Source organism: Brevibacterium luteolum (assembly GCF_025147615.1).
GTDB classification, from domain to species: Bacteria; Actinomycetota; Actinomycetes; order Actinomycetales; family Brevibacteriaceae; genus Brevibacterium; species Brevibacterium luteolum.
Genome location: NZ_JALXPM010000041.1, coordinates 1 through 25,716, shown reverse-complemented (window position 1 = coordinate 25,716; position 25,716 = coordinate 1). Strand labels below are relative to the sequence as shown.

The following is a 25,716-nucleotide window of genomic DNA, read 5'->3' as shown; positions in this document are numbered from 1 at the left end:
TCCTTGTGCTTACGCACCCAGACTCGCAAGGTCTCTTTGCTAAGGCCGAGTTCGTTCGCGACACGGGTGATGGCTCCGTTCGCGGTCTCCGGATCGGCCTGAGCATGGATGACAAGCTCTACGGCACGAGCCTTAAGTTCGTCGGTGTATTTCACTGGCAAGAGAGAATCTCCTTCTTCCAATCTCCCTGCCTCTATTATCCCCGGGGCGATTCACAGGTCTCGACGGTGGGTTGCGAGTGCGGATCGGCACGGTTCCATTCCTGCTGGACATCCCGGCAGCACTTTGCAGACCAGGGCGTTGCAGGGGCACGTGAATCTGCATGGTGGCGATCTGATGGAGCTCGTTCGAGAACGACGCACGTCAAAGGTCTTTGCCCACAGATCCTTACGGATGCGACCTATACTCCTGTTGAGACGTCCATGATCACAGTGCCGTGCCACCAGTCGCGCGTTGTCGTAGGGGACTTAACGCTGCCGGGAACGATGCCTGAGGCCGGCCACACTGAACGCCGCGCCTCCCCTGCGCGTGCTGAGGAGCTAAGCACATCTCATGACCCCGTCGTCACGTCACCGGTCGCGCATAACCATCGGGGCCGCATCGATCATCGCCCTAGCGCTGACAGGCTGCACGGATGGCGAGGACAGCGCATCAGTGGAGCTGAGGGAATATGTGAGCCGCCCGGACCTCACCGCCCCGCCTATCGAGGGTGAGCCTCTCGATCTGAGCGTCAATGGTATCGACCAGTATGTCTTCCTCGGCCCGAAGTCACAGGAGACAGGCATCTGGTCCGGCCGGCTCATCGTCGACGGCGCCGGGGAGCCCGTATGGATCGAGGAAGATTCCGACCCGGACGGCGACACCGCAGGGTGGGATCTGCGCGTCCAGGACTACCAGGGCCAGGAAGTCCTCACGTGGTGGGAGGGAACGGTCGATACCCCGCTGGCCGAAGGAGAGGTTGTCATTCTCGATGACTCGTATGAGCAGATCGCCCGTGTGGGCACCGGCGGGGACCTGCCGCATCGCATGGTCGATCTCCATGAGACGACGGTGACGGAGGAGGGCACGCTGCTGGTGCTCGCCTATGTTCCGAAGCAGACTGATCTCACCGCGTTCGGAGGTGAGACGGACGGCTGAGTCTGGGACGGCGTCGTTCAGGAGATCGACCTCGAAACCGGCGAGGTCCTGTTCGACTGGAGCTCACTCGACCATATCCCCGTCACCGAAACCCAGCGCGAGTTCGAAGACGACGCGGGAACCGAGGAGAAGCCCTTCGACTACTTCCACGGCAATTCCGCCACCGTCGATGACGACGGTTCGCTGCTGGTGAATGCGCGCAACACACACGCCTTCTACAACCTCGACAGGGAATCCGGCGAGGTGAACTGGACAGCCGGCGGGCCTGAGTCCGACTTCGAGCTTGGTGACGGCGTTTACTTCGCATGGCAGCATGACATCGAACGTCAGGCTGACGGCTCGATCACGATGTTCGACAACCAGTCAGCACCCACACGCGGTGACTCTTCGCGCGGGCTGCGCCTCGACGTCGACACCGACGAGATGACCATCGAGATCATCACCGAGTATCTGCCGCCAGTTGATCGGATCGCAGCCAACCAGGGCTCGTTCCAGGAGCTGGCCAACGGACGCGTCGTGCTGGGCTGGGGTGCCCTACCGTCATGGACGCTGTACGCCCAGGACGGGGAGGTTCTCGGCGACTGGACCGTGGCAGCTGACTCGAACTATCGCGCGTACTTCCACGAGTGGACGGCGACACCCACGGCACCGCCCGCAGCCGTCGCGCGGACAGAGGATGGCGTCACGAGTGTCTATGTCAGCTGGAACGGTGCGACAGAAGTCGAGTCATGGCGCGTGCTGGTCGGTGCCGATTCGTCCACGCTTTCCGAGGTCGCCACCAGTGAGCGCACTGGCTTTGAGACGGCGATCGAACTGCCGGAGGGCGCGGACGGAAACGGCGACGATGATGCTGATGAGGGCTCGGGGGAGTCACCGCAGTCGTTCGAACACATCGTTGTCGAAGCACTCAATGCCGACGGTGACCCGATCGGCAGCGCGGCAGTCCAGCCCGAGGGCGAAGGACTGGCACAGTAGACGGAAGACCAGCCGTGAGCTGGAGGTGCGGTGTGAAGTGGAAAGGGCCAGCAGCGCTGTTCAGCGCGTGGCTCCTGCACGATGTCGAGGAAGCACTCGCGTTTCCGGCGACCTGTGAGCGCCTTGCCGCTCAGACTGGAATCCAGCAGCTGCGTATGACCCCGCGCCAGTCTTAGATCGCTGTTGGTCTCATGGGGCTGCTGGCACCGGCGGCATGCGCACGAGGAGTTGCAGAATCGGGTGATTCTCGCTTCTACCGGGCGGTCGCTGCTGGGCTCGAAGCCCACGTGGGAACACATCTGCTCGCATCAATCCTCCAGCGCGGATACACCGCAGGTGTGGTCTCAGCCGTGTTGGTGATGTTGCCGGGAACAGTCAACGCTCGCAGGGAGTTGGCACGCTGCGGCCTCGACATCAGCGTGCGAGACACAGCAGCAGGCATCGCGATCCTGGTGCCAGCAGCTACCGCTTGCCACGTCCTCGCCCGGTTCGCAGATTCGAGGAAGTGATCTCCTTCTGCGCAACACTGTGACCGGTGCTCTCAGCCACCCGGCCACCGCATCGCTGAGATAGGGTTGAAGATGCTGACGGATACTGCATTTCTCTACAGGAGGCAGCGATGAGCTTCAATGTCTATCTTTCCGGCGAGATCCACACTGACTGGCGGGACGAGATCGAACGAGGTGCCGAGGCCGCCGGTCTGGACGTCGTGTTCACCGCACCGGTGACCGATCACCCCGCAAGCGATGCAGCCGGCGACCATCTGGGTGAGACGCCCAGCCAGTTCTGGCGCGATCACCAGTCAGCCAAGGTCAATGCCATCCGCACCCGCACCCTCATCGAGAACAGCGATATGGTCGTTGTGCGCTTCGGCGACAAGTACAAGCAGTGGAACGCCGCCTTCGAAGCCGGGTACTGTGCGGCGCTGGGCACCCCGTACATCACCTTGCACGACGAAGACACCGTCCATGCGCTCAAGGAAGTGGACGCCGGTGCCCAAGCCTGGTGCAAGACGACTGATCAGGTCGTCGAGACTCTGCGCTACGTGCTCAACGCCTAAGAGCTCTATCACAGCGGTTGGGGCGGGCTTTCACTCGCCCGAGGCGTGGAGGTGAGGACATGGTCCTCACTGAAACCGAATCCGGTTTCGCGGTCTATCCGTCTGTCGATCGCGCCAGCTTCCCCGTTCGCTGCCCCGAGGCTCCTGCTAGCGTCGCCCGTGGGAAGCGGCGCCGGCAGGTCTGTTCTCAGACCGTAGTTCTGATCGCCTCGGCTAGGCCGGAGTACTGCACGGCCTGACCAGCGTGCCGTTCGAGCGTCGGCAGGCTGATAGACGAATAGCCGAGCTTCCGCAGGATGCGGCGGGGCAGTACGTAGAACTTCCATTGCGAGACGGCGAGCGCGTCGTACTCTTCGTGCGTCTGTGCAGTGTGCACTGCGAACACGTAGATATCGGCGTTGTATGTCTGTTCGCGACTCAGACCGGAGGCGGTGTCCCAAATGCGTCGTTTCAAGCCGCTGAAGCTGATGCGTGAGATTGTGCGCTGTTCCCATGCCTGGACATAGGCGGATGTTTTGACTTCGATTGTGGTTCCCTCAGGTGTGACCACATCGTAGGCGTCCCACTCGATTCGAGATCCGACAGCGCCGACCGCGCGAGAGACGAGGAACTCGGCGATGTATCCGCGCACGTTGTTCACCCTCAAGTTCGACAGCGCGTATCGCCAGAAGTCGAGAACCGTTGCATCGATTCCGTCGAATGGTTCGTCTCCTCGCAGAGGAGCCGGCTGCGGTGGCTGCAGTGCAAAGTCCGTCATGATGCCATTATCGGATTTCTGCCGGCGCGGAAGGGCGATCGCGCCGAATCAGAAGCTTATGCGCTCTTCGCCGAATCCGACTTCTTCTTCGAAGACTTCTTCCCGCCCGACTTCTTTTCGTCTGATTTCTTGCCACCGGCCTTCTTGCCGCTCGAGGACCCGCCCGACTTCTGCTTCGACCCGTCGCGCCTGCGGTCCAGCGAGGATTTCAGCGCCTCCATCAGATCGACGACGTCCGCGTCATCGCCGTCGGCCTCACCGGCTTCGTCAGGTGTCTCACCGAAGGTCGCCTCGGTGTCGAGGGTGTCACCGGCTTCCAGCTTGGCGTCGATGAGCTTGCGCAGCTCGACCTGGTAGTCGTCCTCGAACTCCTCGGGGGTGAAGTCCGAGGCGAACTGCTCGACCAGAGCGCCGGCGAGCTCCTTCTCCTTGCTGCTGATCTTCGCCTTCGACTTCACGCCTTTGAAGTCGACGCTGCGGACCTCATCGGCCCACAGCATGCCCTGCAGCACGAGCACCTTCCCGCGCACTCGCAAGACACCCAGCCGGGTCTTCTGCCGCAGCGAATACGTCACCACCGCGGTCCGGTCACTGTCCTCCAGCGCCTGGCGCAGCAGCAGATACGACTTCGGCGACTTCGCTGCAGGCTCCAGGTAGTAGGTGCGGTCGAGCATGATCGGATCGATCTGCTCGGTCGGGACGAACTGCACGACCTCGATCTCGTCGTTGTCACTCTCCGGCAGCGCCTCGAAGTCATCATCAGTGACGATGACGGTGTCGTCACCGGACTCGTAGGCCTTGTCGATGTCCTTGTACTCGACCTTCTCACCGCAGACCTCGCAGCGCCGCTCATAGCGGATCCGCCCGCCATCGGCGTCGTGGACCTGGTGGAAGGACACGTCGTGATTCTCCGTGGCGCTGTAGGCCTTGACGGGAACGTTCACGAGCCCGAAGGTGATGGCGCCGGTCCATATTGCTCGCATAGCATGGATTCTACGCAGAAAGGGACCACGATGGCGCCAGCTCGCAAGAAGTTCCAGGTCGGAGACCGCACGCTCACCGTCTCCAATCTCGACAAGGTCCTCTACCCGGAGACCGGCACCACGAAGGCCGACGTCATCCGCTATTACCTCACCGTCGCTGACGTCCTCATCCCGCAGATCACCGGCCGGCCGGTCACCCGCAAACGCTGGGTTGACGGGGTCGGCACCGCCGCCGAGGCGGGACATGCCTTCTTCCGCAAAGACTTGGAGGACTCGGCCCCGGACTGGATCCCCACCGGCACGATCAAGCACAAGAGCGGCACCAACACCTATCCGGTGGCCGAGGAACCGGCCGTACTTGCGTGGTTCGGCCAGGTCGCAGCCCTCGAGCTGCACACCCCGCAGTGGCGCTTCGGCCGCAACGGCCAGCCGCGCAACCCCGACCGCCTCGTCCTCGACCTCGACCCCGGCCCGGGAACCGACCTCACCGACTGCGCCACCGTCGCCGCCTGGTGCCGGGAGATCCTCGAGGACATGGGCATGCCGACCTACCCGGTGACCTCAGGTTCGAAGGGCATCCACCTCTACGCCGCTCTTGACGGTCGGCACAACTCCGAGCAGATCTCCGACGTCGCCCACGAACTCGCCCGCGCACTCGAAGCTGACCACCCCGATGAGGTCGTCTCGACGATGAAGAAGACCGACCGCACCGGCAGGGTCTTCCTCGACTGGAGTCAGAACAGCGCCTCGAAGACCACTGTGAGCCCCTACTCGCTGCGCGGTCGTCTGCGCCCCACCGTCGCCGCCCCGCGCACTTGGGATGAACTGGCCGACCCGGACCTTGCGCAGCTGGAGTTCGAGGACGTCATCGCACGCGTTGAGGAGGGTCTGGACCCAATTGCGGACCTCGGTGCTGACCGGTTGGAGAGCTACCGGTCGATGCGCGACGCCGCCAAGACCAGCGAACCGGTTCCGGCACACAGGCCAGCCGACACCTCGAAAGTGGAGGCCCCGAGCTTCGTCATCCAGGAGCACCACGCCAGCAGCCTGCACTGGGACTTCCGGCTGGAGCACTCCGGAGTGCTCGTCAGCTGGGCGGTGCCCAAGGGCGTGCCGCTGAAGCACAACGTCAACCGGTTGGCCGTCCAGACCGAGGACCACCCGCTCGAATACGGTAGCTTCGAGGGCACGATCGCCAAGGGCGAGTACGGCGCCGGAGAGGTCACCATCTGGGATGCCGGCACGTATGAGCGCGAGAAATGGCGTGATGACAAGGAGATCATCGCCGTCCTCCACGGCCGCGAGGACGGCGGGCTCAAAGGCATCCCACGCCGGTTCGCACTCATCCGCACGAAGGGGATGGACGGGAAGAACACGTGGCTGCTGCAGCTGATGAAGGACCAGCCCGGCGACGGGAACGGTCCCGCGCCCGAGGCGGGGGAGCGCGGCGAGAAGGCGGCTCCTTCTGCAGGTGGCCAGGACTCCGGCGACGTTCCTGCGCTCAGCGACATCCCCGCCCCGATGCTCGCCCGCGCGGGCTCGGAGGCCGACATCCGCCTCGGGAAGGGTGCTGGCGAGACGTGGGTCGCGGAAATGAAATGGGACGGTTACCGGATGCTCGCAGGCGTCGGCACCGGGGGAGTGGTGCTCGCCAGCCGCAACGGCAAGGACATGAGCGCGCAGTTCCCGCAGGCAGGCGAGCTCACTGAGCTGCTGGAGGGCACCGGGATCCTCGACGGGGAGCTCGTAGCGCTCGACGGGGACGGGAGGCCGGACTTCAGTCTGCTGCAGGCGATGCTCAGCGGCGAGGACGACGTGCCGGCCGACGCTGAGCTGCGCTATATGGTCTTCGACATCCTCGCCCACAACGGCCGCTCGCTCATCCGCGAGACCTACCGGGAGCGGCGGAAGATCCTCGCCGAGGGGCTTGATGAAGGCGAGTACGTCACCGTGCCGCCGGCGCATGAGGGTTCACTGGAGGCGGCGATCAGGGCCAGCCGGAGGCTCGGGCTCGAAGGGGTCGTCGCCAAGCGCGCCGATTCGGTCTACCTGACCGGCCAGCGCGGCACAGCGTGGATCAAACTCAAAACGCAGCTGCACCAGGAGGTCATCGTCATCGGTGCCCGGGATGGGAAGGGCGCCCGGTCTGGCGGGATCGGTTCGCTGCTTGTCGCCGTACCTGATGATGACGGAGAGCTGCGCTACGCCGGGCGGGTCGGCACGGGATTCACCGACCGGCAGCTGGCTGAGATCGAGGCGAAGCTGCGCAAACTTGAGCGCAAGACCCCGCCGGTCGACGATGTGCCGGCCGACGACCAGGCTGACGCGTGGTGGGTGAGGCCGACGCTCGTCGCCGAGGTGGCGCTTGCCGGGCGGACGCGGCAGGGCCGGGTCCGGCAGGCCGCCTGGCGCGGCTGGCGTGAGGACAAGGATCCTGGTGAGGTGCGGTGGGAGGTGTGACACATCGTGACGGTGCCGTGGGAAGCTGGAGTCTTCGCCGGTGTCGATCTCGCTGCCGAACCGGGCAGGACCGGATTCGCCCGGCTGCAGCGCACACCGCAGGGCCGGGTCGTCGTGGAAGACGCCGGTTGCGGGCTCGCTGATGAGGAGCTCATCGAGATGATCAGTGGGATCTCGAAAGCCGGCATTGATGTGCCCTTCGGCTGGCCGGTGGGGTTCGTTGACTTCCTCGCGGATCATGCACTGGAGCAGCACTCGGCGCCTATGGCAGCAGATGTGCGGTGGCGCCGGGGGATGGTGCTGCGCCGGACGGATCAGCTGGTGCACCAGTGGTGCGGTCTCACGCCCTTGAGTGCGGCCGCCGATCGTATCGCGTACCCGGCGCTGCGTTGGGCCGCAGTCGAGGCGCGCCTGCGCGACCGCGGCATCGACTGCCGGCGCGATGGCGCTGGGCGGGTGTGTGAGGCGTACCCGGCGGCAGCGTTGAAGGTGTGGCAGCTTCCGTTTCGCGGCTACAAGCGGGACGTGCGGTTGCGGGAGGACATCGTGGCGGGGCTGAACGGGCGGTGCGCAGTTGACTGGAACGGATACGATTCGGTCTGTGTGGCATCGGATGACGCTCTCGATGCGGTCATCTCTGCTTTGGTTGCCGTTGAGGCGGCAGACGGGCGCACGCGCGTGTGAACCGTCCTGGGTTTCGTTCCTAGACGGCAGTTAAAGTATCGACCTGTCTTGCCACGGTTGCAAAGTGCTCAGCTTCGACCTCGGCGGGAGTCCGATGGCCGAGCCCTTCATGCAGCCGGCCGGTGTTCCACCAGTGCACCCAGTTCATCGTCGCGAACTCCACCTCAGTTAGCCCTGCCCATGCCGGTTGCGAGTAGATCAGCTCAGTCTTGTACAGCCCGTTGACTGTCTCAGCCAGCGCATTGTCATAGCTGTCTCCTACACTCCCCACAGACGGCCGGATACCCGCGTCAGCGAGTCGCTCGGTGTAGGCCACGGCAACGTACTGCGAGCCCCTATCGGAGTGGTGGACGAGCTGCTCAGCACCACCGCGAGCAGTGTTCAGCGCATGCTCCAAAGCCTCCAGCGACAGCGCCTCAGTCGTCATCGACGACCTCGTCGCCCACCCGACGATGCGGCGGCTATACGCGTCGATGACGAACGCCGTGTACACGAACCCACACGAGGTCCGCACGTAGGTGATGTCAGCGACCCACAGACGATTCGGCGCCGGAGCTTTGAAGTCCCGCATCACCAAATCCGGACGCTGATCGGGTATCGGAGCTTGCATCGTGGTGCGCGGATTCCGGCCGCGCACGACTCCGGTCACGCCAGCCATACGCATCAGTCGGGCTGTCTGGTCCCGGCCGATGTCCCATCCGGCTCGGTGCATCGCGTGCCACATTTTCCGCACCCCGTAGACGCCGTAGTTCGCGGCGTGGATCCGTTTGACCTCCTCGACAAGGAGACCATCGCGGAGGGTGCGGGCTGCGGGCGTCCGGGACCTCGCTGCCCGGTAGCCACGGGAGGTGATGAACCCACGTGCCGTCGCGCCCAGGACGCGACAGATGAACTCGACCCCGAAACGACCCCGGAACGTGTCGATGAACCGGATCATTTCGTCGTGGGACGGTCGAGTTCCGCGGCGAAAAACGCTGACGCGGTCTTAAGGATCTCGTTCGCGCGTTTGAGCTCCTTGACCTCCCGGCGCAACCGCTTGAGTTCCTCGAGGTCCGCACTCGTAGGACCTTCTTCGACACCGGCGTCACGGCGGGCTTGTCTCGACCATCCCCGCAACGTGTGCGGGGAGATCCCGAGCTTCTCGCCAGTCGCAGTGGCAGCGCCCCAGACCGAGGTCTCTTCGACCCTGCGGTGGTCGTCCATCATTCGTAGTGCCCGCTCCTTGAACTGCGGGCTGTACGTGTTGGCCATATTCCAATCCTCCTAGATCAAGCGGATCGGAACGAAACCCAGGACGGTTCACGTGCCGACAGCGGCAGAGCAGAAAGATGCCCTGACAGAGGGGTGGATCCACGTTCCGTTTGGCACGGTGGCCGCGTGAGTGGTGCATGTACGGCACCGCAATGTCACGAGCGAGTTTCAGGTCCGGAGGGTTGGTCGATGGTGCCGTTGGGTGCCCGTGCCTCTGGTTCCACGTCGCCGAACATTTTGCTACCGTGATGGAAGTCACATGCGGATGGTGATGCGTGCCTTCCGTTCTCAAGTCCTGGTCAGGGTCCGTGAGACGGTGCGGCTCTGACTGGTCCTTGTCCACAGTTCCGTTTCGGCTGTTCCTTCGCAGGTATGAGTGACCTAGTTTTGGTTTAACCGGAAGAGGAGTCGACAGGATGCGGTACCGAGGACGAGGCGTGGTGATGGGTGCGTCGCTGAGTGCGCTTGTGCTGGTCGCTAGTGGGTGCACCGGTGCCGAGGAAGCAGAGCCGACCCCCTCGTTTGCTTCACCCACCGCCGATGCGGATCCGAGCCCCGAACTCACCGAGCCTCCCTACGAGACAGAGTTGAACCTAACGCCGGATGAGAAGAAGGCGGCGGATGAGGCTTACGCCATCTTGGTCAAATTCATCAACGCGTACAACCGAGTAGGTGCTGATTCTGGGAGCAATCCCGAGCGTGCACTCAAGTATGCTTCTGGAGACGTTGAGGGTGAGTATCGCAGCAGTTTTCGCGATTTTGAGCAGGATGGGCTGAGGGTAGTTGGTGGCGTAACTCATAAGTACCACGAGGTGTCGGACGTCTCGATTCAGGGTTCGGAACCGGGCGAGGGAAACGTTGAATTTCAATCGTGTGTCGATTTCAGCGCTTTTGATCTTGTCGACGAAGCCGGCCAGTCGCAAGCTGGCGAGGACACACGCCCGTTCATCGTTGTTTACACAGTTTCCAAAGAGGACGGTGGATGGAAGTTCTCTGAGTTGCGGAATACGGACGAGACATGCTGACCACACTTCTGCGTGCCCTCACGATGGTTCTAGTTTGCGGGCTGTTGATGACCACACATGCCGTGCCCCCGGCTGAGGCTGGTGGGTGTAAAGGGCAGACTTGGGATCGCAGCTTTCAAGCCAAGTGCAAGAACAAGAAGAACGGCCCAAAACGCGATCGGACACCACCGAAGAAGGACCGCGACGGTTCGGGCCGGGGTGGCGGCAACCGCAACGGCGACAATTCCGATCGTGATCGCCGGGACAACAACGCTGATTCCGGGCCTCGGGCCTGCCAGTTGCTTGAGGGCGACCCGGGGAGCCGGGCCAGGCAGTGTGAGCGCCGGCGGCCGCCGGCGCCGGATCGTGACAGCAACAGCCCGCCTGACACAGACTTCTATGTGGAGCCTCCACCGGATGTGACATGGGAAGACGTCGGGGAGACCTCGATCCCACCGTCTGACATCTTCGTCATGCCCGAAGGGTGGGGTGTGGTGAACAAGCCTGTAGCCGTATGGGCCGGCAACAATTCCTCGCGGACAGAGACGATGGAGCTCGCCGGATACACGGTCGAGATCCGGGTGACGCCAGCGCAATACAAATGGAACTTCGGTGACGGCGACACAACCACCACGACCTCAGCCGGCCGCAAGCCCAGATACGCACACGACGCCGATATCAGCCATTCCTACACGGAAAGCGGTGAGTACACGATCAATCTGACGACCAGTTACGTCGGTCAGTTCCGTGTCGACGGCGGAGCATGGGAGGACATCCCCGGTACCGCTGAGATCGCCTCGACACCGGTGCCAGTCGAGATCTACCGGTACGTGCGCTACCTCGTCGACGAGGACTGCACCAAGAACCCCGGCGGTCCAGACTGCCCATGAGAACGCCGTCGGTCCGCTGGGCGATCGTCATCGAACCTCAGATGTGAGTGCCGGCGTTGACGACACGTCCCGAGGAGTCACGCCAGAAGTAACGGCGCACGCCACACTCATCTGATCACAGCGGGTGGACCAGCTCGGCGCCGGTGTCGAGAGCTTTCTCGGATCCGGGGTCAGGCGACCGTGCGCCCACCGAGCTGCCCGCCGGACTCATCGCGCAGCCGTGGTGTCACCTGCCGGTGCGGGCGGATGCCGGTCTTATCAGCGTAGAAGGCGCGGATCCGATCCATATCGGATGCGATATCACCGGTCATCTCCAGGGTCGGGCCGAGCCCGGTCGTGTGCGTCGTCGAATCGACGTAGCCCAGGGTCACCGGCATGCCGGTCTCGCGAGCGATGCGGTAGAACCCGGATTTCCAGTGGGTGTGCCCGCTGCGGGTGCCGTCCGGGGTGATGACGAGCCCGAAGATCTCCCCAGCGCGGGCGGCCTCGACGACCTCGGCGACGACGCGGCTGGGATTGTCGCGGTCGACCGGGATGCCGCCGGTGGCGCGCATGAACGGCCCCCGCCAGGAGCGGAACAGGCTCTTCTTTCCCATCCAGCGCACATCGATGCCCAGCTCCCAGGCGATGCAGAGCATGAGTATGAAGTCCCAGTTCGAGGTGTGGGGTGCGCCGATGAGGATCGTCGGCTGAGTCGGTGCCGGCTGGGTGCGCAGCGTCCAGCGGCTGAAGCGCCAGAAGGCGCGGGCGGTGAGTCGTCGGAGCATAGCTCAACCGTAGAGCACTCCCGACCCCCGATGCGCACCGGTCCATCCGGCGTGCAGCCTGGCACGCTGCGTCGGGCACCGGTGCCGAGGAGGTTCACACGATGCACAATTCGTTGCCTTCGGACTCGTGCATGAGCAGCCAGTGGCCCGCCGGTTCGTGGAACTTGCCGGTGAACGCGATATCAGGCTCGACGAGACTCTTGGCATGGACGTGCATCGACTCGACGTCCTTGGCCTCGCTGGAGCTGCGCGATTGATCTCGGCTGTTGCGTCTCAGCGCCGACGGCGGCGGCCGGCGCCGAAGATCCCGCGGGCGATCTCGCGGGCAGCGGTGCGGGTGAACTGCCGGAACTCGCGGGAATTCACCACCTGCTCGAGCATCGTCCGATCCTGTCTGCCGGGCGTCGTCGACCGGCTGCGGCTGGTTCTGCCCGCCCCTGCGGTGTCCGGCAGCGGGATCCGAGCCTCATCGTGTTCGGCATCCGACCCGCTGCCTGGCGCCGGCTCCGGGCCCGAGGTGCCCTCCGCCTCGGCGTCGGCAGCACCGGCTTCCAGGCGCTGGGTGAGGATCTCGCGGGCCGATTCCCGGTCGATGCGCTCACCGTAGGTCGCCTGCAGGACAGAATCGGCGACGAGCTGTTCCATCAGGGCCGGGTCGCTGGGACCCATCTTCGAGCGCGGGGCGAAGATCTTCGTCGCAGCGACCGGTGTCGGTGCCCCATCAGGATCCATGACGGTTACGATCGCCTCGCCGGTGCCCAGCGTGGTGAGCAGCGCACCGAGGTCGACATCAGTCGTCGGGAAGGTCGACACCGTCTCCTTGAGCGCTTTGGCCTCCTTGGGAGTGTGGGCGCGCAGCTGATGCTGGATGCGCGAGCCGAGCTGGGCGAGCACCGCCTCGGGAACGTCGGTGGGCTGCTGGGTGACGAAGAAGACGCCCACACCCTTCGAGCGGATGAGACGCACCGTCTGGGCGACCGAGTCGAGAAACGCCTTCGACGCGTTGGCGAACAGCAGGTGGGCTTCGTCGAAGAAGAACACGAGCGTGGGTTTGTCGGCGTCACCCACCTCGGGCAGGGTTTCGAACAGTTCGGCGAGCAGCCACATGAGGAAGGTCGAGAACAGGGCCGGGCGGTTCTGCACGGCCGGCAGCTCGAGCATCGAGATCGTGCCGGCAGCCCCCTGGGTGCGCAGCAGGTCGGAGATGTCGTATTCGGGTTCGCCGAAGAACGCGTCGGCACCCTGGATCTCCAGGTTCGCGATCGCGCGCAGGATCACCCCAGCCGAGGCGGTGGAGACTCCGCCGATGTCCTTCAGGTCCGCCTTGCCCTCCGGGGAGGTGAGGAAGGACAGCACCGCCTTGAGGTCGGAGAGGTCGAGCAGCGCCAGGCCTGCGGAGTCGGCGTAGTGGAAGATGAGGCCGAGGACGGACTCCTGGGTGTCGTTGAGGCCCAGGACTTTCGACAGCAGGAGTGGTCCGAAGGAGCTGACGCTCGCACGCATCGGGATGCCGGTGCCCTCTCCGCCGAGGGAGTAGAAGGTCACCGGGGAGGCCTCGGGCTGCCAGTCCTGGCCGTTGGCCTGGGTGCGGGCGGTGAGCTTCTCGGACGGCTCACCGGGGCTCGCCATGCCGGACAGGTCGCCTTTGAGATCGGCTGCGAACACGGGAACGCCGGCAGTGGAGAGCGCCTCGGCAAGCACCTGGAGGGTGATCGTCTTGCCGGTGCCTGTGGCACCGGCGATGAGGCCGTGGCGGTTGAACATCGCCAGCGGGATGCGCACGCGCACATCAGGGGCGGGGGTGTCGCCGTCAAAGGCGGAGCCGAGGTCGATGGCGGGTTCGTCGAAGGTGTATCCGGCGCGGATCGCTTCAAGGGCCTGCGTGTCGCTCATGAGGTCATTCAAGCACAGCAGGCGCGCGCAGCAGCGGCGATCGCTTCAGGGGCCGGTAGGAGCACACCATGCGGTTCTCTCTGCGTGGGCCGGGAGTCTGCGTTGGCTCTGGTTCTTGCCTGGTTGACTCTGGTTCTCAGCTGCAGACAGGTGATATCATGAGTGATATCAAACGGAGGTGATGCGTGATGGCTGCGATAGTGGTGCGAGGACTCGAGGAATCGGTCAAATCCGCCCTGGCTGCGCGGGCGCGGAAGCACGGGCGCTCCATGGAAGCTGAAGTGCGCGAGATTCTGACGCAGGCGGCCAGCAGACCGAATATCGGAATGGCACTGATGCAGGCCGCTCGGGAAGCTGGAGGCGTTGATGAGCTTCCCGTTCCCAGCAGGGACGAGCGCGCACGCTCGGTGGACTTCGCGTGATCGTCTTAGACACGAACGTCATCTCGGAGCTGTTCCGTCCGCTGCCGAACCCGCGTGTGGTGGCGTGGCTCGAATCGCTGTCTGGTGAGGTTGCGATCACTGCGATCACGGCTGCCGAGCTGTTGGTCGGTGTTCGCCGTCTGCCCGGCGGCAGACGTCAGACGCAGCTTGCACAGAGTGTCGAAGCTGTCCTGGACCAATACCGGCGGCTCAATGCTGTGCTGCCCTTCGACGTCGCCGCTGCATCTCATTACGCAGAGCTCGTCGCCAATCGTAAAGCTTCGGGATCTCCCATCAGCATGGCTGACGCGGAGATCGCGGCGATCTGCCGCACTCATCTCGCAACGTGCGCAACGCGCAACGTCAAGGACTTCCAGGGAACTGGTGTCTCCACGATCAATCCGTGGGAAGCCTGAACAGCTCTCTCAGTCGGCGGTGGAAGGCTCGGCGGCCGTCGTGCCGGATGGGTGCGACGAGATCAGTCTGTCCGGCAGGCTGTCGAGCACTGGGGCATCATGGAGGCAGTCTGAGGGCACATGTGCGCCCGTCGACGATGACGATCAGGCTGGCGAGGAGACTGTTCTGTGGAGGCTGGGACACATGCCCGAGAAGCGGGCCGCATCAGGTCGCCAAGGCGCGTCCTCGTGCTCCTGAATCCTCTGGCCGCTGACCGGCACCCCGGGTGTGCGACCGCGCTCGCCGCAGCTGCGGCGGACCTTGAGCTGTTCGTTCCGACCGGTGCTGACGCCCAGCTCCAGTTCAATGCCGCGGCCGAGGCGGTTGAGGCCGGTGTCGATGCGGTGGTCGTTTGCGGCGGTGACGGCACAGTGGCCGCCGGTTTCGCCCTGACTGCTGGCACCGGCATCCCGCTGGGCATCGTGCCGGCAGGCACCGGCAATGATTTCGCCCGCGCCGCCCGGATCGAACGCGGCGACCCGGTCGGCAGCCTGTCCCGGCTGCTCGATGGGCTGCGGGACGGTGCGCTGCGGGACGGTGCGCTGCGCAGCTGCACGGTAGATGCGCTGCACATGACGGTCACGACTCCGGACTCAGGCCAGTCGCACGTATGGGTAGCGAACTCCGCCAACATCGGCTTCGACGCGCTCGTCAACGCACGCGCCAACACCTACCGCCGGCTGCCTGTCACCGGACGCTACCTCGTGGCGCTCCTGCGCGAACTCCCAGCATTCCGCCCGGCACGATTCCGCATCTCGCGCGACGACCAGCCGCCTCAGAATCTGACGGCCACGCTCATCTGCGTGCAGAACGGGCCCTGGATCGGCGGCGGCATCCCACTGGCCCCCGCAGCCGACCCCAGGTCCGGGACCGCCGTCATGAGCACAGTCGACAGGATTCCCCGCCTCCTGCTGGCAGGCCTCTTCCCGCTCATCTACCTGCGCGCCCACCGACTGTTGGCACCGCTGCGGCAGCATCGGGTCGAACGCGTCCGGGTCACAGTCCCCAGCAGCGTGCCGGTCTACGCCGACGGCGAGGAGATCCTCCCCAGCAGCCACGACGGGGCCGAAGTGGAGATCGCTGTCATGCCCCGGGCTGTCCGCCTCATCCAGGGTCTGCCCGACTGACAGCCTCCGTGTGGGGCATCATGGATGTATGAGTGAGATCACCATTGCACGCATCTACGACGACAACGAAGGCGGCTACCGCGTGCTGCTCGACCGGCTCTGGCCGCGCGGCATCAGCAAGGAGGACGCGGATCTGGATCGGTGGGCCAAGGACGTTGCCCCGAGTGATGATCTGCGCACGTGGTTCCACAACGGCGGAGACTACAGCGAATTCGCAAAGCGCTACCGCGCCGAGCTCAAGGACAATGAGGAATTCGACGACTTCGCCGCCACGCTGGCCGAGCAGAAGAACATCGTGCTGCTGACCGCGTCGAAGGACCCCGAGCACAGCCACCTGAGCGTGATGAAGAAGATCCTCTCCTCACGCGGCACGAAGAGCTGAGCTGCGGCTGCATCGCCGCAGCCGGCCGTCAGACAGCCGGCAGTCGGGGCAGCACGCAGTTCAGGCGAAGAACTCCTGGCTCGCAACACTCGGGGCATCGGGGCCGATGACGTCGATGAGCACATCAGCATCCCGGTAGGAGGCGTGCCGGGTCCACCCGTCGATGCCGGCCAGTGCCGCATGGGCGCTTTCAGCGCTGCGGAAGCCACCAGGGACCGGGTGCCGCCAGTGCGCGGCGAGCACCACCCCGCCCGGGCGCAGGCTCGCCGCCGCCGAGGCGAGGAATCCGTGGAATGACGCGTCGCTGAGGTAGTAGGCCAGTTCGCTGATCACAATGAGGTCGAAGCTGCCGGCCGGCCAGTCCTCGATCCCGGCGCAGCGCACCTCGACCGAGGCGCCGGCACCGCTGGCGCGCAGCCGCTGCCGGGCGGCATGGACGGCAGCGGGCACGACATCAGCGCAGATGAGCTCCTCACAGCGGCCAGCGAGCTGCTCGCTCAGCATCCCGATTGAGCAGCCGGGTTCGAAGACCCGGTCGAATCGCGGCTTGGGCAGCATCGCCATGATGAGCTCGGCGCGCCTGCGCTCGTACCACCGCTGGCCGACCGACCACGGGTCATCAGCGTGCCGGTAGAGGTCATCGAAACCGGCCGCAGGATGGGCGAAGAGCACCTGTCTGTCCCGGCACAACCGCTCCCGCACCCTCGCCGGCAGCACCACCGCCTCAGGCCCGGCGGCCGGATCCCGGTCGACCGCGACCCCGTAGTCGAGGCTGACCTGGGAGCGGAAGCAGTCGAGCGCTGCAGACAGAGATGCGCGCATCCGCTTCGGCACATCGAGGCGCACCGCAGCTGCCGCGAGCTCATCGGGCACGTCTGCCGGCGCGGTGTGCTGCCACAGCCACACCGGATATTCGACGACCGGGCAGGTCGGACGGGTCGCAGCGGCGGCGAAGGCGGCCCGGCCAGCCGCGTCGTGATCGGGGTGGCCGTCGGTGCGCAGGGGAGCAGCGATCCACGTGCCGGTCGGCAGCTCATCGAGGAGTTCAGCCAGCCGCCCGGCAAGCGTCTCCTCATGCTCGGCAACTGCGCCGTCGGGGATCGACAGCCGGGTGACCGGCGGGAGGGGACAGCCGGCGGCATCAGCGAGAACCTGCAGGGCCGCGTCAGTTTCGCCCCGGCGGATGGCGGCGAGCTCGGCCGGATCGATGGCCTCCGGCGGGTGTGAGCCCTCGCCGTCGGTGACCGCAGCCAGGCGGACCGGGATACCGGCATCGAGGGCGGCAGCGAACAGCCCGCCGGCGCCGGCGATCTCATCATCTGGGTGTGGAGCGACGATGAGCAGTCCCGGCAGCGCCTCGGCTCCCGGCCAGGCGGGCAGCGCGGCGGCGCAGGTGTCGATCTCCGTGCCCGAGGCGGCAGGCACCTGGGCGCCGGAGAAGGTGCGCTCGCCGGCAGACTCAGCGTCGGCTGCGGGACCGGTTGCGGGGGTGGGCTCAGTCATGGGCGCCGGTGAGTCCGAGAAGCCGATCCCAGGCTGCAGTCGGAGCAGTGTCATCACTGTGTTCGGTCATCTGGGCGGGGATGGCGGCCTCGTCGGCTTCGGCGTGGGTCTGGCGGATGTAGACGCTGAGGTCGGCCACCAGCTGCGCGTGCTCGCCGTCGCCGCACAGCGGCCCGGCACCGAGTGCCCGGCCGACGCGTTCGATGACATCAGCTGCCATCCGGTCGATGCGGGTGCGCACCGCCAGCGCGCGAGCCATCATCAGCCCTGAGGAGTTGCCGGGGTCGCCGTCGATGAACGCGGCAGTCGACTCCAGCAGCGCCCAGCCGGCGGCAAGCTCGGCTGCGACCGCACCGGCCTGCGCGGCGATGAGCGGGGAGACGCCCTCACGCAGTGCCTTGGCCAGCAGCGGTTCGGCCACGGCGCGGGCGCCGCCGTACCAGCAGGCTGCGACTCCAGCACCGCCGTGCCAGAAGCCGGGCCGGTCGAGATAGTCGCGGTGGCTGCCGAGCCGGCGGGCCGGCACCGTGTCGAACTCGACCCAGCCGGAGTCGCTGGCAGCCATTCCGACAGCAGGCCACGTTTCGGGCACCGCACGCACGCCGTCCTGGCGCAGATCGACGGCGAAGAACCCCACCTGCCCGGATTCCTCCCGGGCGGTCACGAGCGCATGAGTGCACATGCCAGCCCCTGAGCACCACGGTTTGGTGCCGGTCAGCGACCAGGCGCCTGCCGCCTCGGCGGCGGTGAGCTGCGGCTGCGGCGGCTCAGCCGCCCATACGCCCCAATGTGTGCCCGGTTCGACGAGGTCGGGTGCGCCGAGGTCGGTGGTGATCGCCTGGGCATCGGCGTGGGCTTCGATGAAGCGGGCGGTGACGAGGTTCGCGCGGGCGAGGCGCGCCAGCGTGGCGAACCGGGTGAGGGTGTCGCCGCTGGCGGGGTGGGGGAGTGCGTGGCCGGTGAGCTGGGCGGCGCGCCGGCCGCGGGTCTGGGTCATGAGATGAGCTCCTTGAGGTCGTCGGACAGGCCGCCGGGTGAGCGGCCATCGGTGCGGCGGGAGGTGGTGACGGGGATGTCGAGCGGCCAGCGCACGTCAAGGCCGGCGACCTCAGCGCGGGTGACGAGGTCGACGTCCTCGTGCACGGCCAGGGCTGCGAATCCGCCGAGGACGTCGTAAGTGCGCGGGTGGAAGGACAGGTTGGCGCCGTGGATGTGGCGGTGGCCGGCCGGGGTGATGCCGGTGGCATACAGGGCCGACCAGCGGGTGCCCAGCGTGTCCTGGAGGTGCGGGTCTGCCGGGGGTTCGAGGCAGACGGTGCCGGCGATGAGTTCGGCGCCTTCGGCGCTGAGCTCGAGGAGGCGGCGGCACCACGAGGTGGGTACGGCGCTGTCGGCGTCGGTGGTGGCCAGCCAGGCGGCCTGTGGTGCGGTGGCGCGCAGGTGGGCGAATCCGGCGTGCCGTGCCGCGCCGACCCGGCCGAGGCGGACCGGCAGCACGTCGGCGCCGTGGGCGCGGGCGGTGGCCGCGGTGGCATCGGTGCAGGAGTCGGCGACGACGAGGACGCCGAGCCGGCAGCCGGCCGCCGCCGCCGAGGCGTTGAGGGCATTGAGCGCGCGGGGCAGGAGGGCTTCCTCGTTGTGGGCGGGGATGACGACGTGCAGCTGCGTGGAGTCCGTCACCTGTCCATCCCTCCTGCCACAGTTTTCCCAGGAGCGGGCGGACCATTCCCAGGGCGTCAAGGAACCTTGTACTGTGATCCTACCTGCTCATTTTCGTCACCGGCAGCACTGCGGCCGTGGTGATGATGAGCTGACCTGAGGAGATGCCATGGGCAGACGACAGCACTACGCAGCGTTCTACGAACTCGCCCCCGCACCGTGGGCAGACGACCGGCCGAAGGCGATTGTGGTGGGCAACTGCCAGGCGGAGTCGATGCGCATCCTGCTGGAGTCCAGCGGGTGGCTGACGACGATGCGGATCCCGCCGATCTTCGAATGGACTGCCGATGACACCGCCCGGGCTCGGGCGCTCATCGAGGGCATCGATGTGCTCGTCATCCAGCCGGTGCATGCCGACTACCGCGGAATGCCGTGCGGCACCGAGCAGCTCGAAGCCCTCCTGCGCCCCGAAGCGGGCAGCGTGCGGATCCCCTCCCTGCGCTACAACGGGCTGCACCCGTATCACGCGATTGTGCGCGATCCGCTGGATTCGAGCCTCGACCCGCCGGTGGTGCCGTACTCGGATCTGCGCACCATCATCGCCGCTGCCGCCGGCCGCGATCCCGCTGACGCCGCTGACTGGCTGGCTGGTGCCCCGGTGCTGAGCCTGCAGGCGATCACAGCGGCTGCCGAGGAGTCGGTCTCCCAGCTGCGTCGCCGGCAGGACGCCCACGGGACGGTCGTCATGGATGATGTGCTCGCCGCTGCCCCGTACTGGCCGACGATCAACCACCCGGACACTGCAACGCTGATGGCCCTGGCCGAGCGCACGCTTCAGCGTGCTGCGGAGGTCACCGGCGCCGAGGCGGTGGTCACCCCTGTGCATCCGGGCCGGGAGCTGCTCGGCGGGCTGGAGGCACCGGTACGGATGGAGGCGGCAGCGGTGCTGGCCGCAGGGCTCCGCGAGGGCGCTCGGGAAGACGCGTGGCAGTCACGTGACTGGGATGTGCCGGTCAGCGAAGACCAGGTGGCTGCCGAGCAGGTGGCGTTCTGTCAGCGCCCCGGCTTCGTCGAGGCGGCACTTGCGCGCTGCCGGGAGCGCATCGAGATTCTCGGGCTTGACGCGCTGCTGCCCTGAACCGTGCCGGTTCAGTCGGCGCCCGCGTCCTGTTCAGCGTCAGTGATCTGTTCAGCGCGGTCGAGATCGGCAGGCGTGTCGATGTCGATGAGCTCGGCCTCGGTGGCCGGGATGAGGGTGATCTCCCGGTCGCGGTAGAGCGCCTTGACCGGAAGGCCGACAGCGGACCCTAGGCCGGTCACGGCATCCCGGAGGACCGCCTCGGGCCAGGCCGCGCACAGAAACTGCACCCGCCCACTCGGATCGACGGCAGCAGCCGGAGACCCGGCCGCGGAAGACTCGCGCAGCCGGGCGAGCAGAGACGCGCTGATCGCCGGCATATCACCGGCCAGCACCAGGATGATTCTCTCACCTGTCGGCAGTGCGGCAAGGGCGCAGCCGATGCCGTGCAGCGGCCCGCCGAAGGCCGGCTCCTCGTCGACGAGGAGCAGTCGCGTGAGCATCCCGGCATCGATCCCGGCAGACGATCCGCACACGACGATCTCGCCCGCCCCGACGGCTTCGACAGTGGTGAGGAGCGAGGCAATGACCGGACTCCCGGCGATCTCGATGCCCGGGGTGTGCCGGCCGCCGAAGCGGCTCGAACGCCCACCGGTGAGGATGATCGCCGCCGTGTCCATACCATCAGCCTACGGGTGCTGCCCGTCCCGCGGCGGCCACCGCCTCGGGCGCGGACCGCTGAGCACACCGGGAACACCGGATGCCGGCCAGGTGACCGGCGTCACCGGTGGGCTAGGCTGGAGGACATTGACCAACTGCAGATGAGGGCGCAGTGACGCTGCGTGGAGAGGAGATCCGATGGACGACCAACACCACGAACAGCGAACCGGCAGCAGCACCCGGCCCGACCAGCACAAGCCCGCAGTCACCTCCCGCAGGCCGGACCTGGCCCATCAGCCCGATGACTCCTTCCTCACTGGGCGGCGCAAGGCCGCCCAGCGGTTCTTCCACGAGCTGACGTATCCGCATAACATCCACCCGGCGCTGGTGCCCGGTGTGTCGGTCGAAGACCAGCGCATCCGCTACCGGGTCGACAAGGTCATCCTCACCGTCGTCGGCGCGCTCATCGTGGGGTTCATCATCTGGGGCATGATCAACCCCGGACAGGTCACCGAGGTCTCGACCGCGGCACTGAACTGGACGATGCTCAACCTCGGCTGGATCTTCAACACCCTGGCCGTGGGCATGATCCTGTTCCTGCTCGTCATCGCGTTCTCCTCATACGGGCGCATCCCGCTCGGGCTCGACGGTGAGAAGCCGGAATACTCGACCGCCTCGTGGGCGGCGATGCTGTTCGGCGCCGGCATCGGCATCGGCATCATCTTCTTCGGCCCCTACGAGCCGATGACCTACTACCTCTCACCGCGGCCCGGCGCCTATGAACCGGCCACCGTCGAGGCGATCAAGGGCGCGATGGCCCAGGCCGCCCTGCACTGGGGTGTGAGCGCCTGGGCGATCTATGCGATCGTCGGCCTGGCCGTGGGCTATGTGTCCTACCGGCGCGGCCGGGTGCCGCTGATGTCCTCGATCCTCATGCCGCTCATCGGCGGCGACTCGCGCAGCGCGCCGGCCCGCATCATCGACGGCCTGGCGATCATCGCCACCCTCTTCGGCACTGCTGCCAGCCTCGGCATCGGCGCCCTGCAGATCGCCCGCGGCGTCGAGGTCGTCACCGGCTGGGGCCCGACGGGCAATCGGATGGCGCTCATCATCATCGTCGTGCTCACCATCGGCACGATCATCTCCGCCGTCGCCGGCATCGCCAAGGGCATCCGCCGGCTGTCGAACTTCAACATGTTCCTCGCTATAGGCTTGGCGCTGTTCTTCTTCGTCGTCGGACCGACGGTCTTCCTCATCAACATCATCCCCGGCATGATCGTGCAGTACTTCGACACGATGCCCCAGATGCTCTCAGCCTCAATGGCCGACAGCCCTGAGATGCAGGAGTTCCTGTCGTCGTGGACGACGTTCTACTGGGCATGGTGGGTCAGCTGGTCGCCGTTCGTCGGCGTGTTCACCGCCAAGATCTCCCGCGGGCGCACCATCCGCCAGTTCATCCTCGGCGTGCTGCTCATTCCCTCGACGATCATCGTGCTGGCGTTCACGATCCTCGGCGGCACCGCGATCTGGCTGCAGCGCACCCGCGGCTCGATTGCCGCCGACGGCACGGCAGCGTCGCTGCCGGCACCCGAGGAGATCTTCTTCGTCGTCCTCGACCAGCTTCCCGGCGCGCAGATCATGGCCCCGATCGTCATCGTCATGCTCGCCGTCTTCTTCATCACCACCTCGGACTCGGCCTCCCTGGTCAACTCGCAGCTGTCCCAGGGCGGCAAACCCGAACCGAACAAGCTCATCACCGCGTTCTGGGCGGTCTGCATGGCAGGCATCGCCGTGGTCATGCTGCTCGTCGGCGGTGAGGACGCGCTCACCGGCCTGCAGAACCTCATCACCGTCACCGCGCTGCCGTTCTCCGTGGTGCTCGTGCTCATGTGCGTGGCCCTGGTCAAGGAGCTGCGCAGCGATCCGCAGACGATCCGCAAGAGCTATGAGCGGTGGGCGCTGCAGAAGGCGATCCGGCGCGGCATCGACACCTACGGCGATGACTTCACCATCACCATCGAGCCGACCGATCCGCGCAGCGAATACGCCACCGGCGCTGAGGTCGACTCCCACGCCGATGAGTACACCAACTGGTACGCCCGCACCGACGAGGACGGCAACCCGGTGCCGTACGACTACGCCACCGGACGCTACCTCGACGGCAAGGATCACAACGGCGACCCCTACCCCGATGAGCCCGGTGACGGATCCGCGACCGAGGCGGCAGGGACCGGGGAGGATCCCGCACCCGAGGCGGGGGTCGAGTCCGGAGCGGACGCCGCTGCCGACGAGCACCGGCGCACCGGCGACTGAGGGCGGCTGAGGATGGCAAGCCAGGTGGTGCCTCCAGCCCGGCGGCTCAAGGAGCTGTTCACCGACTACATCGTCATCCTCGGCTACCTCGCGGTGCTCGCCCTCATCAGCGCCGCGCTCTACCGGCTCGTCCTCGGCGGGGTGCCGGAGTTCAGCAGCACCCACACCCAGCTCATCGCGACGCTGACCTCCGTGGTGCCGATCGTGCTCATCTTCTCCGCCCTCGACTACCACCGGCCCTGCGGCACCATCGGCAAACGCCGAGCCGGGCTCATGGTCGCCTACCGCACCCGCGAACCGTGGCGGGCGCTGGTGCGCAATGCAGTGAAGTTCGCGCCCTGGCAGCTGGCCCACATCGGGATCATCGACGGGGTCTACACCGAGTTCGAGCAGCCGGTCTCCCACATCTTCCTCTGGTCGGGAACGGCGCTGCTGTTCCTCCTCCTCGGCATGGGGCTGCTGCGGGCCGATGGCCGGCATCTCGGCGACCTGCTCGCCGGCACCCAGGTGGTGCCGGCCGGGAGTACAATCACGCCATGAGTCAGGAACCGCCCGGCGGTGCCGTCCATCCGCTGCCTGAGGATCTGGGCGCAGAGCTCACCGCGCACGCCCAGGCGCGTGAGGCGTGGCTGGACATCACGACACTGGCGCGCAACGAGTTCATCTGCTGGGTCGAAGACGCCAAGCAGGCCGCAACGCGTGAGCGCCGCATCCGGCGCACCCGCGAGGAGCTTGAGGATGGGATGCGCCGGCCGTGCTGCTGGCCCGGCTGCAAGCACCGCGAGCGCACCGGCAGGCCACCGGCTGCCCAGGGCAGCTGAACCTCAGTCGTTCTCCTCGGTGGCGGCGATGACCCGGTAGACGCCGGGCAGTTCGGTCAGCTCTTCGACCAGCGTGCCGGACTTGAGATCCGGGCCGGGGGTGAAGCGCAGCGACGCCTGGATGATCGTGCCCTTCCGGCCGTGCAGGCGCTGCGTGTGGGTCAGGGCCGCCTCGTATCCCAGCTCCGAGGCGGTGGCGAGGATGTCGCGCAGCACACCGTGGCCGTCAGCGTAGCGGATCGTGATGTAGCGCGAATGGCGCGGATCCCGCATCCGCTTGACTGCGAAGGTCACGACGAACACGGTCAGCAGGTACAGTCCGACCGTCAGCGCCGCAACAGCCGGCATGCCGGCACCGCAGGCCATCCCGACCGAAGCGGTCACCCAGATGCTGGCTGCGGTCGTGAGCCCGGAGACGATGTTCTGGCGCACGAAGATGACACCGGCACCGAGGAAGCCGATGCCGGTGACGATCTGCGCGGCGATCCGGGCAGGATCGCGGGTGACGTCCTCAGCTGAGGCGAAGCCGTAGACCGACACGAGCGTGAAGAGGGCAGCGCCCAGGCCGACGAGGATGTGCGTGCGTGCCCCGGCGCTCTTGTGCCGCAGCTCGCGTTCGACGCCGATGATCGCCGAGAGCACGAAGGCGGCCACCAGCAGCACGGCCTGGGTGCCCAGGTCGGCGGGAAGGAGATCAATGTCCACGTCGGTGTCCTCACTCCCTGTTCTGTCAGCTGCCGTCGCCGAGGCGGTGGGCACCGGTGCCGGGAACGAGTCCGTTGCGAGCGGCGAACGGATCCCAGCCCGGGTCGGCATGGACGTCGAGTTCGACGAAATCGCAGGCCTCACGGGCATGCTCGGGGCTGGTGAGTGCGGCGATGAGGGCTGCGGTCATGTCCATCCCGGCCGCCACACCCGAGGATGTCCAGCGGCTGCCGTCTTCGACCCAGCGGGCGACCGGCTGCCAGTCGACATCGCTGCCGAAGCCCGTCGCCCACGCGTAGGCACGCTTGTTCGTCGTCGCCCGGTGCCCATCGAGCAGTCCGGCCGCTGCCAGCAGCGCCGATCCGGTGCACACCGAAGCCACCACCTCGGCGTCGGCACAGTAGTCCCGCAGCCAAGTGAGGAACCCCTCCTCGGTGACAAGCGGGCGCGTGCCGAAGCCGCCGGGGACAAGTACGATATCGGCTGCCGGGGCTGCGGTGCAGGCGGTGTCGGGCACGATCCGGGTGCCCTGATGGCTGACGACCGGCTCACCGGTGGGCCCGAGCATGACGATGGTGAAGTGATCGGGCAGCACGCTGAGCAGCTCGACGGGCCCGAAGACATCGAGCAGTTCGAACCCCTCGAACAGGACGACGGCGACAGTGCGTTTTTTCACCATTTCAGTCTAAGCGCTCGCCGGGCCAGCGCGGCGCCGGCTGGTGTGCATGA

27 protein-coding genes and 1 pseudogene are annotated in these 25,716 nt (G+C 66.4%); 15 read left to right on the top strand and 13 right to left on the bottom strand.

The window, feature by feature from the left end; genetic code table 11:
- Positions 1-155: transposase (locus M3C25_RS13190; protein ID WP_375545123.1), on the bottom strand; the 155-nt coding region annotated here is incomplete at its 3' end.
- A gap of 397 nt (positions 156-552) precedes the next feature.
- Between M3C25_RS13190 and M3C25_RS10330 the strand changes: the two are divergent.
- The 3 genes and pseudogenes from M3C25_RS10330 to M3C25_RS10325 all read left to right on the top strand — a co-directional run bounded on the left by M3C25_RS10330 (position 553) and on the right by M3C25_RS10325 (position 3,172).
- Positions 553-2,112 (top strand): annotated as a pseudogene (locus M3C25_RS10330) (arylsulfotransferase family protein).
- Positions 2,113-2,303: 191 nt separating this feature from the next.
- Positions 2,304-2,621, top strand: a complete 318-nt coding sequence (locus M3C25_RS13185) for an HXXEE domain-containing protein (RefSeq protein ID WP_375545122.1) — start codon at positions 2,304-2,306, stop codon at positions 2,619-2,621.
- 110 nt (positions 2,622-2,731) lie between these two features.
- Positions 2,732-3,172, top strand: a complete 441-nt coding sequence (locus M3C25_RS10325) for a YtoQ family protein (protein WP_170274948.1) — start codon at positions 2,732-2,734, stop codon at positions 3,170-3,172.
- A gap of 187 nt (positions 3,173-3,359) precedes the next feature.
- Here M3C25_RS10325 and M3C25_RS10320 read toward each other — a convergent pair whose 3' ends face one another.
- Both M3C25_RS10320 and ku read right to left on the bottom strand, forming a co-directional pair.
- Positions 3,360-3,929 (bottom strand): hypothetical protein, encoded by a 570-nt coding sequence (locus M3C25_RS10320; protein WP_170274949.1) that lies wholly within the window; start codon positions 3,927-3,929, stop codon positions 3,360-3,362.
- Between the two features lie 56 nt (positions 3,930-3,985).
- Positions 3,986-4,912: a non-homologous end joining protein Ku gene (gene ku / locus M3C25_RS10315; protein ID WP_170274950.1), complete on the bottom strand. Its 927-nt coding sequence runs from the start codon at positions 4,910-4,912 to the stop codon at positions 3,986-3,988.
- A 30-nt stretch (positions 4,913-4,942) separates the two neighbouring features.
- Between ku and M3C25_RS10310 the strand changes: the two genes are divergently transcribed.
- Together M3C25_RS10310 and M3C25_RS10305 are read left to right on the top strand one after the other, a co-directional pair.
- Entirely contained in the window at positions 4,943-7,372 is a 2,430-nt protein-coding gene (locus M3C25_RS10310) for an ATP-dependent DNA ligase (RefSeq protein WP_259856398.1), read from the top strand.
- Positions 7,373-7,378: 6 nt separating this feature from the next.
- Positions 7,379-8,056, top strand: a complete 678-nt coding sequence (locus M3C25_RS10305; protein WP_259856386.1) for a DUF429 domain-containing protein — start codon at positions 7,379-7,381, stop codon at positions 8,054-8,056.
- 19 nt (positions 8,057-8,075) lie between these two features.
- On the opposite strand, the gene M3C25_RS10300 is transcribed toward M3C25_RS10305, so the two are convergent.
- Positions 8,076-9,307 (bottom strand): IS3 family transposase gene (locus M3C25_RS10300; protein ID WP_259856384.1). Its coding sequence is split into 2 segments (ribosomal slippage): positions 8,076-9,019 and positions 9,019-9,307, totalling 1,233 coding nucleotides; the frame shifts between segments, so codons are not numbered across the junction.
- Positions 9,308-9,750: 443 nt separating this feature from the next.
- Here M3C25_RS10300 and M3C25_RS10295 point away from each other — a divergent pair.
- Both M3C25_RS10295 and M3C25_RS10290 read left to right on the top strand, forming a co-directional pair.
- Positions 9,751-10,332: a hypothetical protein gene (locus tag M3C25_RS10295; RefSeq protein WP_259846773.1), complete on the top strand. Its 582-nt coding sequence runs from the start codon at positions 9,751-9,753 to the stop codon at positions 10,330-10,332.
- Positions 10,333-10,730: 398 nt separating this feature from the next.
- On the top strand, positions 10,731-11,201 hold the full coding sequence (locus tag M3C25_RS10290; RefSeq protein WP_259846776.1) for a PKD domain-containing protein: 471 nt from the start codon (positions 10,731-10,733) through the stop codon (positions 11,199-11,201).
- 170 nt (positions 11,202-11,371) lie between these two features.
- Here the strand turns inward: M3C25_RS10290 and M3C25_RS10285 are convergent, their stop codons facing one another.
- The 3 genes from M3C25_RS10285 to M3C25_RS10275 form a co-directional block, all read right to left on the bottom strand.
- Positions 11,372-11,968 (bottom strand): 1-acyl-sn-glycerol-3-phosphate acyltransferase, encoded by a 597-nt coding sequence (locus M3C25_RS10285; RefSeq protein WP_259856382.1) that lies wholly within the window; start codon positions 11,966-11,968, stop codon positions 11,372-11,374.
- Positions 11,969-12,062: 94 nt separating this feature from the next.
- Entirely contained in the window at positions 12,063-12,185 is a 123-nt protein-coding gene (locus M3C25_RS10280; protein ID WP_259845159.1) for a hypothetical protein, read from the bottom strand.
- A gap of 56 nt (positions 12,186-12,241) precedes the next feature.
- Complete coding sequence (locus M3C25_RS10275; RefSeq protein ID WP_259845157.1) at positions 12,242-13,861, bottom strand: helicase HerA-like domain-containing protein; 1,620 nt, start codon at positions 13,859-13,861, stop codon at positions 12,242-12,244.
- Positions 13,862-14,049: 188 nt separating this feature from the next.
- On the opposite strand from M3C25_RS10275, the gene M3C25_RS10270 reads away from it, so the two are divergent.
- The 4 genes from M3C25_RS10270 to M3C25_RS10255 all read left to right on the top strand — a co-directional run bounded on the left by M3C25_RS10270 (position 14,050) and on the right by M3C25_RS10255 (position 16,248).
- On the top strand, positions 14,050-14,283 hold the full coding sequence (locus M3C25_RS10270; RefSeq protein WP_170274957.1) for a FitA-like ribbon-helix-helix domain-containing protein: 234 nt from the start codon (positions 14,050-14,052) through the stop codon (positions 14,281-14,283).
- Complete coding sequence (locus M3C25_RS10265; RefSeq protein ID WP_170274958.1) at positions 14,280-14,699, top strand: type II toxin-antitoxin system VapC family toxin; 420 nt, start codon at positions 14,280-14,282, stop codon at positions 14,697-14,699. The genes M3C25_RS10270 and M3C25_RS10265 overlap by 4 nt, the downstream gene beginning before the upstream one ends.
- Positions 14,700-14,927: 228 nt before the next feature.
- Complete coding sequence (locus tag M3C25_RS10260) at positions 14,928-15,866, top strand: diacylglycerol/lipid kinase family protein (protein WP_170274959.1); 939 nt, start codon at positions 14,928-14,930, stop codon at positions 15,864-15,866.
- Positions 15,867-15,894: 28 nt separating this feature from the next.
- Entirely contained in the window at positions 15,895-16,248 is a 354-nt protein-coding gene (locus M3C25_RS10255) for a DUF488 domain-containing protein (RefSeq protein WP_259845156.1), read from the top strand.
- Between the two features lie 60 nt (positions 16,249-16,308).
- Here the strand turns inward: M3C25_RS10255 and M3C25_RS10250 are convergent, their stop codons facing one another.
- Genes M3C25_RS10250 through M3C25_RS10240 form a run of 3 tightly spaced genes read right to left on the bottom strand, consistent with a single transcriptional unit; the run spans position 16,309 to position 19,431 of the window.
- Positions 16,309-17,751, bottom strand: a complete 1,443-nt coding sequence (locus M3C25_RS10250) for a bifunctional PIG-L family deacetylase/class I SAM-dependent methyltransferase (RefSeq protein ID WP_259845155.1) — start codon at positions 17,749-17,751, stop codon at positions 16,309-16,311.
- Positions 17,744-18,748, bottom strand: coding sequence for an acyl-CoA dehydrogenase family protein (locus M3C25_RS10245; RefSeq protein WP_259856380.1), 1,005 nt, complete (start codon positions 18,746-18,748; stop codon positions 17,744-17,746). Before M3C25_RS10245 ends, M3C25_RS10250 begins: the two co-directional genes overlap by 8 nt.
- Positions 18,745-19,431, bottom strand: a complete 687-nt coding sequence (locus M3C25_RS10240; RefSeq protein ID WP_259856378.1) for a glycosyltransferase — start codon at positions 19,429-19,431, stop codon at positions 18,745-18,747. Before M3C25_RS10240 ends, M3C25_RS10245 begins: the two co-directional genes overlap by 4 nt.
- Positions 19,432-19,579: 148 nt before the next feature.
- Here M3C25_RS10240 and M3C25_RS10235 point away from each other — a divergent pair, with 148 nt between their 5' ends.
- Complete coding sequence (locus M3C25_RS10235) at positions 19,580-20,548, top strand: WcbI family polysaccharide biosynthesis putative acetyltransferase (protein WP_259856376.1); 969 nt, start codon at positions 19,580-19,582, stop codon at positions 20,546-20,548.
- 11 nt (positions 20,549-20,559) lie between these two features.
- Here M3C25_RS10235 and mobA read toward each other — a convergent pair whose 3' ends face one another.
- Positions 20,560-21,168 carry a molybdenum cofactor guanylyltransferase gene (mobA, locus tag M3C25_RS10230; RefSeq protein WP_259856361.1) on the bottom strand — a complete coding sequence of 203 codons (609 nt, stop codon included), beginning with the start codon at positions 21,166-21,168 and terminating at the stop codon, positions 20,560-20,562.
- A 178-nt stretch (positions 21,169-21,346) separates the two neighbouring features.
- Here mobA and M3C25_RS10225 point away from each other — a divergent pair, with 178 nt between their 5' ends.
- Genes M3C25_RS10225 through M3C25_RS10215 form a run of 3 tightly spaced genes read left to right on the top strand, consistent with a single transcriptional unit; the run spans position 21,347 to position 24,282 of the window.
- On the top strand, positions 21,347-23,461 hold the full coding sequence (locus M3C25_RS10225) for a BCCT family transporter (protein ID WP_259856359.1): 2,115 nt from the start codon (positions 21,347-21,349) through the stop codon (positions 23,459-23,461).
- 12 nt (positions 23,462-23,473) lie between these two features.
- Positions 23,474-24,001: an RDD family protein gene (locus M3C25_RS10220; RefSeq protein WP_259856357.1), complete on the top strand. Its 528-nt coding sequence runs from the start codon at positions 23,474-23,476 to the stop codon at positions 23,999-24,001.
- Entirely contained in the window at positions 23,998-24,282 is a 285-nt protein-coding gene (locus tag M3C25_RS10215; protein ID WP_259856355.1) for a YdeI/OmpD-associated family protein, read from the top strand. The genes M3C25_RS10220 and M3C25_RS10215 overlap by 4 nt, the downstream gene beginning before the upstream one ends.
- 3 nt (positions 24,283-24,285) lie before the next feature.
- Here the strand turns inward: M3C25_RS10215 and M3C25_RS10210 are convergent, their stop codons facing one another.
- Positions 24,286-24,987, bottom strand: coding sequence for an MgtC/SapB family protein (locus M3C25_RS10210; RefSeq protein ID WP_257995196.1), 702 nt, complete (start codon positions 24,985-24,987; stop codon positions 24,286-24,288).
- Positions 24,988-25,012: 25 nt separating this feature from the next.
- Complete coding sequence (locus M3C25_RS10205) at positions 25,013-25,663, bottom strand: DJ-1/PfpI family protein (RefSeq protein ID WP_243743552.1); 651 nt, start codon at positions 25,661-25,663, stop codon at positions 25,013-25,015.
- Positions 25,664-25,716: the final 53 nt, after the last annotated feature.

Coding starts and splice junctions, on each gene's coding strand:
- M3C25_RS13185 (WP_375545122.1), top strand. CDS start 2,304: ATGGGGCTGCTGGCACCGGCGGCATGCGCACGAGGAGTTGCAGAATCG.
- M3C25_RS10325 (WP_170274948.1), top strand. CDS start 2,732: ATGAGCTTCAATGTCTATCTTTCCGGCGAGATCCACACTGACTGGCGG.
- M3C25_RS10320 (WP_170274949.1), bottom strand. CDS start 3,929: ATGACGGACTTTGCACTGCAGCCACCGCAGCCGGCTCCTCTGCGAGGA.
- ku (WP_170274950.1), bottom strand. CDS start 4,912: ATGCGAGCAATATGGACCGGCGCCATCACCTTCGGGCTCGTGAACGTT.
- M3C25_RS10310 (WP_259856398.1), top strand. CDS start 4,943: ATGGCGCCAGCTCGCAAGAAGTTCCAGGTCGGAGACCGCACGCTCACC.
- M3C25_RS10295 (WP_259846773.1), top strand. CDS start 9,751: ATGGGTGCGTCGCTGAGTGCGCTTGTGCTGGTCGCTAGTGGGTGCACC.
- M3C25_RS10285 (WP_259856382.1), bottom strand. CDS start 11,968: ATGCTCCGACGACTCACCGCCCGCGCCTTCTGGCGCTTCAGCCGCTGG.
- M3C25_RS10280 (WP_259845159.1), bottom strand. CDS start 12,185: ATGCACGTCCATGCCAAGAGTCTCGTCGAGCCTGATATCGCGTTCACC.
- M3C25_RS10275 (WP_259845157.1), bottom strand. CDS start 13,861: ATGAGCGACACGCAGGCCCTTGAAGCGATCCGCGCCGGATACACCTTC.
- M3C25_RS10270 (WP_170274957.1), top strand. CDS start 14,050: ATGGCTGCGATAGTGGTGCGAGGACTCGAGGAATCGGTCAAATCCGCC.
- M3C25_RS10255 (WP_259845156.1), top strand. CDS start 15,895: ATGAGTGAGATCACCATTGCACGCATCTACGACGACAACGAAGGCGGC.
- M3C25_RS10250 (WP_259845155.1), bottom strand. CDS start 17,751: ATGACTGAGCCCACCCCCGCAACCGGTCCCGCAGCCGACGCTGAGTCT.
- M3C25_RS10245 (WP_259856380.1), bottom strand. CDS start 18,748: ATGACCCAGACCCGCGGCCGGCGCGCCGCCCAGCTCACCGGCCACGCA.
- M3C25_RS10235 (WP_259856376.1), top strand. CDS start 19,580: ATGGGCAGACGACAGCACTACGCAGCGTTCTACGAACTCGCCCCCGCA.
- mobA (WP_259856361.1), bottom strand. CDS start 21,168: ATGGACACGGCGGCGATCATCCTCACCGGTGGGCGTTCGAGCCGCTTC.
- M3C25_RS10225 (WP_259856359.1), top strand. CDS start 21,347: ATGGACGACCAACACCACGAACAGCGAACCGGCAGCAGCACCCGGCCC.
- M3C25_RS10220 (WP_259856357.1), top strand. CDS start 23,474: ATGGCAAGCCAGGTGGTGCCTCCAGCCCGGCGGCTCAAGGAGCTGTTC.
- M3C25_RS10215 (WP_259856355.1), top strand. CDS start 23,998: ATGAGTCAGGAACCGCCCGGCGGTGCCGTCCATCCGCTGCCTGAGGAT.